Origin of the sequence: Olsenella uli (genome assembly GCF_016900775.1) — a bacterium.
In the GTDB taxonomy this organism is placed as follows: Bacteria; Actinomycetota; Coriobacteriia; order Coriobacteriales; family Atopobiaceae; genus Thermophilibacter; species Thermophilibacter uli_A.
The window spans coordinates 1-11,915 of sequence record NZ_JACJKN010000010.1 but is presented as its reverse complement, the minus strand read 5'-3'; the positions used below and the strand labels follow the sequence as shown (position 1 = coordinate 11,915).

12 protein-coding genes and 1 pseudogene are annotated in these 11,915 nt (G+C 67.0%); all 13 read left to right on the top strand.

The genetic code is table 11. From position 1 onward, the window contains the following. The first annotated feature begins 91 nt into the window (after window positions 1-91). Complete coding sequence (gene atpE / locus H6A23_RS07120) at window positions 92-295, top strand: ATP synthase F0 subunit C (RefSeq protein WP_075278954.1); 204 nt, start codon at window positions 92-94, stop codon at window positions 293-295. Window positions 296-326: 31 nt separating this feature from the next. Continuing rightward, window positions 327-935, top strand: a complete 609-nt coding sequence (atpF, locus tag H6A23_RS07115; protein ID WP_204831507.1) for a F0F1 ATP synthase subunit B — start codon at window positions 327-329, stop codon at window positions 933-935. Further along, entirely contained in the window at window positions 925-1,398 is a 474-nt protein-coding gene (locus tag H6A23_RS07110) for a F0F1 ATP synthase subunit delta (protein ID WP_204831506.1), read from the top strand. Before atpF ends, H6A23_RS07110 begins: the two co-directional genes overlap by 11 nt. Continuing rightward, entirely contained in the window at window positions 1,395-3,044 is a 1,650-nt protein-coding gene (atpA, locus tag H6A23_RS07105; RefSeq protein ID WP_204831505.1) for a F0F1 ATP synthase subunit alpha, read from the top strand. Before H6A23_RS07110 ends, atpA begins: the two co-directional genes overlap by 4 nt. Window positions 3,045-3,050: 6 nt before the next feature. After that, window positions 3,051-3,965, top strand: a complete 915-nt coding sequence (gene atpG / locus H6A23_RS07100; protein ID WP_075278950.1) for an ATP synthase F1 subunit gamma — start codon at window positions 3,051-3,053, stop codon at window positions 3,963-3,965. Next, entirely contained in the window at window positions 3,965-5,443 is a 1,479-nt protein-coding gene (atpD, locus tag H6A23_RS07095) for a F0F1 ATP synthase subunit beta (RefSeq protein ID WP_204831504.1), read from the top strand. The genes atpG and atpD overlap by 1 nt, the downstream gene beginning before the upstream one ends. Before the next feature lie 9 nt (window positions 5,444-5,452). Beyond that, complete coding sequence (gene atpC, locus H6A23_RS07090) at window positions 5,453-5,887, top strand: ATP synthase F1 subunit epsilon (protein ID WP_204831503.1); 435 nt, start codon at window positions 5,453-5,455, stop codon at window positions 5,885-5,887. A 12-nt stretch (window positions 5,888-5,899) separates the two neighbouring features. Further along, window positions 5,900-7,180: a UDP-N-acetylglucosamine 1-carboxyvinyltransferase gene (gene murA / locus H6A23_RS07085; protein ID WP_204831502.1), complete on the top strand. Its 1,281-nt coding sequence runs from the start codon at window positions 5,900-5,902 to the stop codon at window positions 7,178-7,180. Window positions 7,181-7,215: 35 nt separating this feature from the next. Then, window positions 7,216-7,641, top strand: coding sequence for a metal-dependent transcriptional regulator (locus H6A23_RS07080; RefSeq protein WP_204831501.1), 426 nt, complete (start codon window positions 7,216-7,218; stop codon window positions 7,639-7,641). A gap of 181 nt (window positions 7,642-7,822) precedes the next feature. Beyond that, window positions 7,823-8,728, top strand: coding sequence for a UTP--glucose-1-phosphate uridylyltransferase (locus H6A23_RS07075; protein ID WP_204831500.1), 906 nt, complete (start codon window positions 7,823-7,825; stop codon window positions 8,726-8,728). Continuing rightward, on the top strand, window positions 8,721-10,124 hold the full coding sequence (locus tag H6A23_RS07070) for a phosphoglucomutase (RefSeq protein ID WP_286165883.1): 1,404 nt from the start codon (window positions 8,721-8,723) through the stop codon (window positions 10,122-10,124). The genes H6A23_RS07075 and H6A23_RS07070 overlap by 8 nt, the downstream gene beginning before the upstream one ends. Window positions 10,125-10,134: 10 nt before the next feature. Next, entirely contained in the window at window positions 10,135-11,052 is a 918-nt protein-coding gene (locus H6A23_RS07065; protein ID WP_204831498.1) for an AraC family transcriptional regulator, read from the top strand. A gap of 203 nt (window positions 11,053-11,255) precedes the next feature. Continuing rightward, window positions 11,256-11,759: pseudogene (locus H6A23_RS07060) on the top strand (HAD family hydrolase); the annotation flags it as partial. Window positions 11,760-11,915: the final 156 nt, after the last annotated feature.

Here is an 11,915-nt window from a genome sequence, read left to right as displayed (position 1 = left end):
CGCGGGCACGCCCGCAGTGCATAGTACGTTTGGTTTGAACTCGCCCCAACGTGCGCGACAGGAGCGCGGGGCGGATGTCAAAGGAGGAACAGTGGGAGCTCTCGGTGTCGTTGGTTATGGTCTCGGCGTTATCGGCGCGGGCATCGGCATCGGCCTTGCCGCCAGCGGTGTCGCTCAGGGCATGGCTCGCCAGCCCGAGGTCCAGGGCCGTCTCTTCACGGTCTTCATCCTGGGCTCGGCGTTCGTCGAGGCGCTCGCCCTCATCGGCTTCGTCGTCAGCCTCATCGTCAAGTAGGGGCTGTCGGACGAGCGAGTTGGAGGCACGCATGAAGAACACACCTAACAAGGCCGCCGTGCGCGCGCTGGCCGTCTCGGGGGCGCTCGCGCTCTCGGCAACCCCGGCCATCGCGCTCGCGGAGGAGTCCGCGGTGGGGGCCGACATCCTCATCCCCAAGCCCGCGGAGTTCATCCCGGCCCTCATCGCCTTCCTCATCATCTGGGCCGTTCTCGCCAAGCTCGTGTGGCCGCAGGTCCTCCAGATGATGGAGAAGCGGCAGGAGAAGATCCAGTCCGACCTCGACGCCGCCGAGCGCTCCAAGGTCGAGGCCGCCGAGCAGGCGCGCGCCTATGACGAGAAGATCGTCGAGGCCCACCGCGAGGCCGAGGCCATCGTGGCCAAGGCCAAGCGCGAGGCCGAGGAGGAGCGCTCGCGCATCCTGGCCAAGGCGCAGAAGGAGGCCGTCGACATCATCGCCAAGGCGCACGGTGCCGTGAACTCCGAGCGCCACAAGGCCATGATCGAGCTCTCGGGCTCCGTCGTGGACCTCTCCGTGGAGATTGCGAGCAAGATCATCGGCAACGACCTCTCCGAGGAGCAGCAGCGCCGCCTGGCCGAGAAGTACCTTGCGGAAGTGGGCACCCCAAATGGCAACTAAGCGCTCCGACGTCGAGAGAGTCGAGGCCTACACCCGGGCGCTCATAGAGGCGGCCCGCTCCGAGGGGCGCGCCAACGCCGACCTCGTCCAGTGGCAGCACGCCCGGAAGTTCTCTCCCGAGGTCCTCGAGACCCTCGCCGCCATGCAGCGCGAGAACGACCTCGACCTCGTGGCGGAGGTGGCCAAGCAGTACAAGGAGCTGCTCGACACCGAGGACCGCACGGTCTCCGTGACCGTCACCACGGCCGTCCCCATGGACGAGGCGCTGCGCGCCAAGGTGCTCAGCAAGGCCGAGCGTGACCTTGACGCCCCCGTCTACCTCGTCGAGCGCGTGGACCCCGGCATCATCGGCGGCATCATGCTCGAGGTGCGCGGCAAGCGCTACGACGCCTCGGTCCGCGCCCAGCTCGCAAACATCAGAAAGACGCTTTCCTCTTCGTTCATTGGAGGTGAGGAGAAGTGACGGACACCATCAGCTCGCAGAAGATCATGGACACGCTCCGCAAGGAGCTCGCGGCCATCAACGCCACGGTCGACCAGCAGGAGGCCTCCGTCGTGACGGAGGTCGGCGACGGCATCGCTCACGTGTCGGGCCTCAAGAGCGCCATGGCCGGAGAGCTTCTCCAGTTCACGAGTTCTCTCACCGGGCGTGACGTCTACGGCCTCGCCCAGAACCTCGACCGCGACGAGGTCGGCGCGGTCCTCTTCGGCGACGTCGAGGACATCAAGGAGGGTGACGAGTGCCGCACCACCGGCCGCGTCATGGACATCCCGGTCGGGCACGCCATGCTCGGCCGCGTGGTCAATCCCCTCGGCCAGCCCATCGACGGCCTCGGCCCCATCAGCACCACGCATCGTCGTCCTATCGAGTTCAAGGCCCCTGGCATCATGGAGCGCCAGCCCGTGTGCGAGCCCGTCCAGACCGGGCTTCTCGCCGTCGACGCGATGGTGCCCATCGGCCGCGGCCAGCGCGAGCTCATCATCGGCGACCGCAAGACGGGCAAGACGGCCATCGCCATCGACGCCATCGTCAACCAGCGCACCACCGACATGATCTGCATCTACGTGGCCATCGGCCAGAAGGCGTCCACGGTCGCCACGATCCGCGAGTCCCTCTCGCAGCGCGGCGTCCTCGACAAGACGGTCATCGTGGCTGCCACGGCCGCCGACTCCGCCCCGATGCAGTACATCGCCCCCATGGCGGGCGCCGCCATCGGCGAGTACTTCATGTACAACGACGAGCACGGCAACCCCGCGGACGCCGAGCACCCCGGCGGACACGTCCTCGTGGTCTACGACGACCTCTCCAAGCAGGCGGTGGCCTACCGTCAGATGTCGCTGACGCTGCACCGTCCGCCCGGACGCGAGGCCTACCCCGGCGACATCTTCTACCTGCACTCGCGCCTGCTCGAGCGCGCCTGCAAGCTCTCCGACGCCAACGGCGGCGGCTCGCTCACGGCGCTCCCGATCATCGAGACGCAGGAGGGCGACGTCTCCGCCTACATCCCCACGAACGTGATCTCCATCACGGACGGCCAGATCTACCTGCAGTCCAACCTCTTCTTCCAGGGCCAGCGCCCTGCGGTCGACGTGGGCATCTCGGTGTCGCGCGTCGGTGGCGACGCGCAGGTCAAGGCCATGAAGCAGGTCGTGGGCACGCTGCGTCTGGACCTGGCGGCCTACCGCGAGAAGCAGGCCTTCTCGCAGTTTGGCTCCGACCTCGACGCCACGACGCAGTACCAGCTCAACCACGGAGCCCACATGATGGAGCTGCTCAAGCAGCAGCGCTACTCGGCGCTTGACGTGCGCGACCAGATCATCGCCATCTTTGCCGCCAAGGAAGACTTCCTCGACGACATCGACCTCGGCAACGTGAACCTGTTCCGCGACGGGCTCGCCCGCTACATGGCTGAGCGCCACCCGCGCCTGCGCGACTCGCTGCTCGAGGGCAAGATCGGCGAGGACCAGCAGCACCGCCTGCGCACGCACATCGCCCACTTCAAGGCGGAGTTTCTCAAGGAGCACCCCAACAAGGTGCGCGAGGACGTCGAGAAGAACGCCGAGCCGACGGTCGACCACGCCGGCGCGCCCTCGCTCGGTCAGGAGTAATGCCCGATGGCTAACCTGCGCGAGATACAGAGGCGCCGCTCCTCGATCCAGAGCACCATGCAGATCACGCGCACGATGGAGATGATCTCCACCGCGCGGATCCGCAAGGCGCTTACGAGGGCCGAGGAGGCGGAGCCCTACAAGGACGCCATCACGCGCATGCTCGCCAACGTTGCCGCCGCGGGGTTTGACGCCTCGCAGCCGCTCCTGGCGAAGCATGCCGAGGAGAGGCACGTCCTTTTCATCCTCATCGCGTCCGACCGCGGCCTCGCGGGCGGGTTCAACATCCTGCCCCAGCGCGCGGTCGAGCACGAGATGGCGGAGCTCGCGGCGCGCGGGGTCTCCTCGTCCGTCATAACCTGCGGGCGCAAGCCCACCGAGTACTTCACGTACCGCAAGACGGCCCCCGTGATGTCGTTCGTCGGCATCTCCTCGGAGCCGAACATGGACCAGGCGGACCGCATCGCCTCCTACGTCATGGACGGCTATGCCTCGGGGGCCATCGACCGCGTGGTGCTCTACTACTGGCACGCTAAGAACCGCGTGGAGCAGACGCAGGTGACCGAGCAGCTGCTCCCGCTCACCAAGGAGCAGCTCACGATGCCCAACAAGCCGCGCGAGCGCGAGGCGCTCTCGACGGTGGGCGTGCGCGAGCACACGGACTTCGCGTTTGACCCCTCTCCCGAGGAGGTTCTGGGGCACCTCATGCCGGCCTACTTCAGGACGGTCATCTTCCACGCCCTGCTCGACTCCGCCGCCGCGGAGCACGGTGCGCGCCGCCGCGCCATGCAGTCCGCGACCGACAACGCCAAGGAGGTCCTGGACTCGCTCGCACGCACGTACAACCGTGAGCGCCAGGGCGCCATCACCACCGAGCTCAACGAGATCATCGGCGGCGCGTCCGCATTGGAGGACTACTGATGTCAGAGAAGAACCTGGAGCCGCGCTCCGCGCTCGAGGAGGCGGCCTACAACAAGCTCAACCGCTCCGTGGGCGTGGGCACGGTCGTCCGCATTGTCGGGCCCGTCGTTGACGTGCAGTTCGAGGGGCAGGTCCCGAGCGTCTACACCGCGCTCACCGTCGAGGGCGACACCCCCGTCGGCCATGTGAGCACGGTTCTCGAGGTCGAGTCGCAGCTGCCGGGCGGCGTCGTCCGCACCGTGGCCATGTCCTCGACCGACGGCCTCACGCGCGGCCTCAAGGTGCGCGACACCGGCCATCCCATGATGATGCCCGTCGGCCCCTCCACGCTCGGCCGCGTCTGGAACGTCATGGGCCAGCCGGTCGACGGCAAGGAGACCCCCGACGACGTCCAGTACTACCCGATCCACCACCCCGCGCCCGCCTTTGACGAGCTCACCACGCAGACGGAGATCTTCGAGACCGGCATCAAGGCCATCGACCTTCTCGAGCCCTACGTCCGCGGCGGCAAGACGGGCCTGTTCGGCGGCGCGGGCGTTGGCAAGACGGTCCTCATCCAGGAGCTCATCAACAACCTCGCCCAGCAGCACGGCGGCACCTCGGTCTTCACGGGCGTCGGCGAGCGCACCCGCGAGGGCACCGACCTCTACCTCGAGATGAGCGAATCGGGCGTCATCGAGAAGACCTGCCTGGTCTACGGCCAGATGAACGAGCCGCCCGGAGCGCGCATGCGCGTGGCGCTGGCCGGCCTCACCACCGCGGAGTACTTCCGCGACCAGGGCCAGGACGTGCTGCTGTTCATCGACAACATCTTCCGCTTCTCCCAGGCGGGCTCCGAGGTCTCGGCCCTTCTCGGCCGCATGCCGTCGGCCGTTGGCTACCAGCCCACGCTGGCCACCGAGATGGGCGAGCTCCAGGAGCGCATCACCTCCACCAAGGAGGGGTCGATCACCTCGGTCCAGGCCGTCTACGTTCCCGCTGACGACCTCACGGACCCGGCGCCTGCCACCACGTTCACGCACCTCGACGCCACGACGGTCCTCTCGCGCGCGATCACGGACCTCGGCATCTACCCGGCCGTCGACCCGCTTGCGAGCTCGAGCTCCGCGCTCGACCCCTCGATCGTGGGCGAGGAGCACTACCGCGTGGCCATGGCGGTGCAGGAGACGCTCCAGGAGTACTCCGACCTGCAGGACATCATCGCCATTCTCGGCATGGACGAGCTCTCCGAGGAGCAGCAGAACGTGGTCTCGCGCGCCCGCAAGATCCAGCAGTTCCTCTCCCAGTCCTTCCACGTGGCCGAGAAGTTCACCGGCAACCCCGGCACGTACGTGACCGTCGAGGACACCGTGCGCTCCTTCGCCGAGATTGTCGACGGCAAGTGCGACGACCTGCCCGAGCAGGCCTTCCGCTTTGCGGGCACGATCGAGGACGTCCGCCAGAGGGCGGCCGCGATGTCCGGCGGGGCAAAGGGCTAGGGGAGCGAGATGGCTGAGCTCAACTGCCAGTTCGTGCGGCCTGACGGGCTCATGTTCGACGGGCCCGTCGACCACCTCATCCTCGTCACGTATGCCGGGGAGCTCGGCGTCTGGCCGGGCCACGCGGCCGAGATCGTCGCGCTCGGGGACGGCGTCGTTCGCATCACCGCCCTCCAGAGCGACGGCGGCCACGAGTATGACGTCGTCGTCTCCGGCGGCTATGCCGAGATTGACGACGACGGCGTCATCATCCTCGCCGACCACGCGCGCCGCGTTGACGACATCGACCCGGACAAGGTCCGCGAGACGCGCGAACGCGCCATCGAGCATCTCGATCAGGTTGAGGACGGCGACCATCGACGCGCCTACTACGAGAGCAAGGTCCGGTGGTGTAACCTTTTGCTCAAGCAAGTCACGAAGGGCCCGGCCGCGGGCCCGCGCTAGCACGGAGGCCACATGGACGTCATTCAGATCGAGGGCGGGCATCGCGTCACGGGCGAGGTGCGCGTTGAGGGTGCCAAGAACTCGGCCCTCAAGCTCATGGCCGCCACCATCATGGCGCCCGGGGTGACCACGCTCACCAACGTCCCCAACATCGCCGACGTCCACGTCATGGGGAAGGTCCTCAAGAACATCGGCGCCAAGATCGAGGTCGTGAACGAGCACGAGCTCAGGATCGACACGTCGAGCGTCGACTCGTGGGAGACGCCCTATCACCTCGTCGCCCAGATGCGCGCCTCGACGGCCGTTCTGGGCCCGCTTCTCTCGCGCTTTGGCAAGGCGGTCGTGGCCATGCCGGGCGGCTGCAACATCGGCGCGCGCAAGATTGACATGCACATCCTCGGCCTCGAGGCGCTCGGCGTCGAGTTCAAGGTCGATCACGGCAACATCCACGCGAGCGCCCCGCACGGCCTCAAGGGCGAGACCGTCACCCTCTCCTTTGCGAGCGTCGGCGCCACCGAGAACCTCATGATGGCCTCGGTCTTCGCCGAGGGCGTCACCACGATCGACAACGCCGCCCGCGAGCCGGAGATCGTCGACCTGGCAAATCTCCTGAACGAGATGGGCGCCAAGATCAAGGGTGCCGGCTCGCCCGTCATCGAGATAGAGGGCGTCTCCGAGCTCCACCCGGTCACGCACAAGGTCGTGGGGGACCGCATCGAGGCGGGGACGTTCCTTGCCATCGGCGCGCTCACCGGCGAGCCCGTGACGGTGCGCGGCTTCGAGCCCAAGCACCTCGGCCTCGTCCTCAGGAAGTACGAGCAGATGGGCGTGACGATCGAGTGCGGCGATCGCGTCTGCACTGCCTGGCGCGACCGCCCGCTCGTCCCGACCGACATCCAGACGCTCCCCTTCCCCGGCTTTCCCACGGACATGCAGGCCCAGACCATGTGCCTGCTCGCCCTCGCCAAGGGCAGCTGCATCATCACCGAGAACGTCTTCGAGAACCGCTTCATGCTCGCGAGCGAGCTCTCACGCATGGGCGCCAACATCACGATCGAGGGACACCATGCGATTGTCCACGGCGTCGACGGCTTCTCCGGCGCCCAGGTGAAGTCCCCCGACCTGCGAGGGGGCGCGGCGCTCGTCATGGCGGGCCTCGTGGCGGACGGCATCACCACCGTCTCGGACATCCACCACATCGACCGTGGGTACGAGGGATTCGTCGAGAAGCTGGCCTCGCTCGGCGCGCGCGTGAGGCGTGCGAGCATCGAGTGCGAGGACGGCGACCTGTAGGGCGTCCCGGGCGCAGAGAGAATCGGGAGACCGACATGATCAACACCGGCGTTCAGGGCGACCACGCGCTCACCCGCGCGGGGGAGGACTACCTCGAGGCGATTTATCGCCTTTCCACCGAGGGAGGCTCGGCGGACGGCTCCGTCCGCTCCGTGGACGTCGCCGAGCGGCTGGGAGTCTCCAAGGCGAGCGTCAACAAGGCGCTCTCCACGCTCAAGGAGACGGGCATGGTCGCGCAGAGCCGCTATGGGCGCGTGACGCTGACCGAGGAGGGCCGCAGGTACGCGGCCGTGGTCTGGCGCGCGCATCGCGCGCTCAGGACGTTTCTCGAGTCCGACCTTGGGGTCGATTCTCAGGTCGCCGACGAGGAGGCGTGCCTCATGGAGCACGTCCTGTCCGAGGACACCATGGGGCGGCTCATCGCCTACCTCGAGCGGCAGGGCATCGAGGTGCCAAGCTAGCCGCACGGCTTCTCCAAACTTGTGAACTCGCTGTGTTGGTTGCGCGCCCATCCCCGCGGAGGGCGCGCTTCTTCGTCCGCTTGCAGAGAAGGACGTTCGGTCGGCGGCGGGATGGGGTATGTTTCTTGTGCCGCCGGACAGCGTCGGGCGGCGCGGTCACGAACCTACCGAAGGGACACCCATGAAGGCAATCATTCCTGCCGCCGGCCTCGGAACGCGCTTCCTCCCCGCGACCAAGTGCACCCCCAAGGAGCTTCTCCCCGTCCTCGACAAGCCCGTCATCCAGTATGTGGTCGAGGAGGCTCTCGAGCCTGAGGGCGTTGACGGCGTGGTCATCGTCAACTCTCACGAGAAGCCCCAGATCGAGTCCTACTTCTCCGTCGACCACGCCTTCGAGTCCATGCTGCGCAAGCGCGGCAAGACGGCGGAGGCCGCGCGCGTCCACGAGGCGTCGACGCTTCCCGTCTCGTTCGTCTACCAGGACGAGGCCCGCGGCCTCGGGCACGCCGTCCTCCAGGCGGCCGACGAGATCGACCGTGACCCCTTCTTCGTTCTTCTCGGCGACTACTTCGTGCCCGACCGCCAGATGTGTGTCCGCATGGCGGAGGTCTCGCGCGAGCACGGCGGCGCCTCGGTCATCGCCGTGGCCCCGGTGCCCGCCGACCAGGTGAGCCGCTATGGCATCATCGCCGGCCAGTGCGTGGGCTGCCTTCCCGGGACTGAGGCCGAGGGCGAGCAGGAGGGCGCCATCTGGAAGGTCACGGGCCTCGTCGAGAAGCCGCGTCCCGAGTATGCCCCCTCGCACCTCTTCATCGTCGGCCGCTACCTGCTCTCCCCGCGCATCATGGAGCTGCTCGCGACGCAGGGCCCCGGCGCCGGCAACGAGATCCAGCTGACCGACGCCATGGAGCGCCTCCTCGCCGAGGAGGAGATGTACGCGCTCGTCGTCGACCCGGCCGAGGGCTGCGACACCGGTACCCCCGCCGCCTGGGCCGCCACCAACGCGCGGATGGCCCTTGAGGACCCTGCGTTCGCGGATGCGTTCCGCGAGGAGTTTGGCGAGAAGGGCGCGGCGATTCTTGGATAGGCGAGGCGACATCATCCGCTTTGGCAGCGACGGCTGGAGGGGGCGCTACGAGGACGGCTTTGACGCCGAGGGCGTGGCGCGCGTCGCGGACGCGCTCGGGCTCGTCTGGGCGGACGCGACGCCCGAGGCCGCCGTCTACGTGGGATATGACACCCGTCACGAGTCGCGCGACCTCGCTCGGCTCGCGGCGGGAATCCTCTCCTCGTACGGTCTGACGGTGCGCGTGTCCGACGCGCCGTGCCCCACCCCGACCGTGGGCTGGAACTGCTCGCGCGACGATTTGGCCTGCGGGGCCGTCATGCTCACGGCGAGCGAGCTCTCGTGCGAGTACGGGGGGCTTCTCGTGCGGGGCTCCGACGGGGGGCCGGTGTCGCGGGGCTTTCTCGACAGGGTCGAGCAGGCCATCTCGCTCACCCCGACGCTGGCCCGCGGGGCCTTCGAGGAGTGCGACCTCGTCGGGCCGTATCTCGGCGACCTCGCCTCGACCGTGGACGGGGGGGCGGTGGCGCGCCGTGCGCCGCGCGTGGTCGTCGATGCCATGTATGGCTCGGGCACCACGCACCTCGCCCGCCTGCTGAGAGGGCTCGGGTGTGATGTCGTCGAGATGCACGTCGAGCCGCGCGAGGACTTCGGCGGCATCCACCCAGACCCGGTTGAGCCGTGGATCGACGCCTGCGAGCAGGCCGTCGTGGCGCAGGGGGCCGACATGGGCATCGCGCTCGACGGAGACGCGGACCGCGCCGCGATCATCGACGAGCGCGGCGCGGTCCTGCCCGCGCGCGTGCTCGTGCCGATGCTCCTGGGAAACCTCGTGATGGGACATGGGGTTCACGGGCGCGTCGTGACGACGCTGACGTGCTCGGCCTGCATCGCGCGCGAGGCCGCGCGCCTCGGATGCGACGTCACGTCGGTCCCCGTCGGCTTCTCCAGAATATATAGAGAGGTGCTCGAGGGCGACGTCATCATGGGCGTGGAGGAGTACGGGGGCGTCTGCGTGCCGGCGCACCTGCGCGAGAGGGACGGCCTGCTCGTGGCTCTCCTTGCCGTCGAGATGGTGGCGCGCTCCGGCAAGTCCGTGTCGACGATGGCGGGGGAGCTCGAGCAGACCGTGGGGACGATGTGCTACGCGCGGCGAGACCTCAGGCTCGACGCGGCGTCGACCCAGGCGTTCAGGAACGTGCTTCCCGGCCTCAATCCCGGCGAGCTCGCGGGGAGAAGGCCCGTCGAGGTCGCTCATGCCGACGGCCTGAGGCTCCAGTTTGACGATGACTCCTGGGTGCTCGTCCGTCCGTCGAGGACGGGCTCCGTGGTGCGGGTGTATGCGGAGGCCCCGACGAAGCAGGACAGAGACGAGCTGCTCTCCGCAGCGTGCGACGTCGTGCGGCGCGGCATATAAAGCCGTCTCCGTGAAGAACGTCGACCACATCACCCTTCGAGGGGGAGGGCACGAGGAGTGCATCGAGGAGATAACCGACGCTTGGCCATATGTCCTCGAGCGCGCCGAGCTTGACAGGTACCCGCACCGCAGCTGTCCTTGGCACTGGCACCAGGAGGTCGAGATTTTCTATGTCCAGAGCGGGTCGCTGGAGTACCGGACTCTCCGCGGCGTCACGAGCTTTGGGACGGGGTCGGCTGGCTTTGTAAATGCGGGCGTCTATCACATGACGCGCGCGACAGACGAGGGCTCCGGGACGGTTCAGCTCTGCCACATCTTTAGGCCGAGACTGCTTGAAGATGCGGGTGGTCGGATAACCGAGCGCTGCATTCGTCCTCTTGTCGAGGCGCGTAGAGCTGAGGTTCTCTCCTGGAGTGTGGATTCGCCGCAGGACGCGCATGCCCTCAGCCTCTTTAGGGGGTCTTTTGGCCTGCGCCCAGAGGACGGTGCCGCATACGAGCTGCGCCTTCGGTCACTGCTCTCGGAGATCTGGGCGCTTGCCCTCGAGAAGGCCCGCCCGCTCATGGGCGAGGGCCCGGCCTCATATCCGACTCATCGCGATCTTCGTTTTGAGAAGATGCGCGATTTCGTGCGCGAACATTATGCCGAGACCATCGAGGTTGCCGACATCGCCTTGGCGGGTTGCACAAGCGTGCGCGACTGCTTTCGCTCGTTTAGGGATTACGTTGGCATGGGTCCCGCGCAGTACGTTCGCGAGTATCGGGTGAGACAGTCGTGCAGGCTGCTTGCCCATACTTCAAGAACCATTGAGTCGATTGCGCTGTCCTGTGGATTCTCATCTGCCGCCCAGTTCTCGCAGACGTTCAGAACAATCATGGGCAGCACTCCGTCTGCCTATCGCGCCAGGTGGCGTGAATCCGATACCTAGTGGCACAAATGAATATGGTGCAGAGGCCTTCCTCTCGGCAGACTTGCCTCAAGGCAACTCAGGCGAAAGGGGCTGATATGGCAGGGTTCAAGCACGTGATCTTTGACGTTGACGGAACGCTGGCAGATACGGACAACATCTCGCAGCGCGCGCTCTAGGACCTTCTCTTTGAGTGGACGGGTGAGGAGGAAGACCTCAAGGACCTCGCCTTTGCCCGGGGGATTCCGGGTGACGAGGCCTTCGCACGGCTGGGGATTTTCGATAAGGAGGCCCTTGCGAGGTGGGATGAGCTCGCAAGGGAGCACGCCGACGAGGTCAAGCTTTTTTATGGGGTGCGCGAGATGCTCGAGGAGCTGCGCAAGAGCGGCAAGAAGATGGGAGTCGTCTCGTCACGCAGGTATGACGAGTATGAGGCGGTAATAACCCCGCTTGGCATTGACGGGTACTTCGAGAATATAGTTCTCGCCGAGGACAGCGATCGACACAAGCCGGAGCCGGACCCGCTGCTTGAGTACCTGAGGCGTGCCGGGGCAAAGCCGGGGGAGGCAATTTACGTGGGAGATACGGCCCATGACTCCCAGGCGGCACGCGCGGCGGGAGTCCCCTTCGTGTTTGCTGGATGGGGGGCGGCATCTTGCGTCGAACAGGCGAGCTATTGGGTTCACGCCCCCTCGGAGGTTCCCCTAATTGCCAACTATGCCCTCTAGTATTAGCGGATAAAGAACGCTGCTAAACTCCTATATTTATGGAGGAATCGTGGACCTCCCGATTCTGGCCCCCGCGGGGCCGCGGGGTGCGTATAGTTAATCCCCGCGCATCGGCGGGGCGGTCGCCCCGGACCCGCGCGGCGAACCTTGAAAACC

Bases quoted from the DNA above. Each gene is read 5' to 3' on its own strand.
- atpF (WP_204831507.1), top strand. From the start codon at position 327: ATGAAGAACACACCTAACAAGGCCGCCGTGCGCGCGCTGGCCGTCTCG.
- H6A23_RS07110 (WP_204831506.1), top strand. From the start codon at position 925: ATGGCAACTAAGCGCTCCGACGTCGAGAGAGTCGAGGCCTACACCCGG.
- atpG (WP_075278950.1), top strand. From the start codon at position 3,051: ATGGCTAACCTGCGCGAGATACAGAGGCGCCGCTCCTCGATCCAGAGC.
- atpD (WP_204831504.1), top strand. From the start codon at position 3,965: ATGTCAGAGAAGAACCTGGAGCCGCGCTCCGCGCTCGAGGAGGCGGCC.
- atpC (WP_204831503.1), top strand. From the start codon at position 5,453: ATGGCTGAGCTCAACTGCCAGTTCGTGCGGCCTGACGGGCTCATGTTC.
- murA (WP_204831502.1), top strand. From the start codon at position 5,900: ATGGACGTCATTCAGATCGAGGGCGGGCATCGCGTCACGGGCGAGGTG.
- H6A23_RS07080 (WP_204831501.1), top strand. From the start codon at position 7,216: ATGATCAACACCGGCGTTCAGGGCGACCACGCGCTCACCCGCGCGGGG.
- H6A23_RS07075 (WP_204831500.1), top strand. From the start codon at position 7,823: ATGAAGGCAATCATTCCTGCCGCCGGCCTCGGAACGCGCTTCCTCCCC.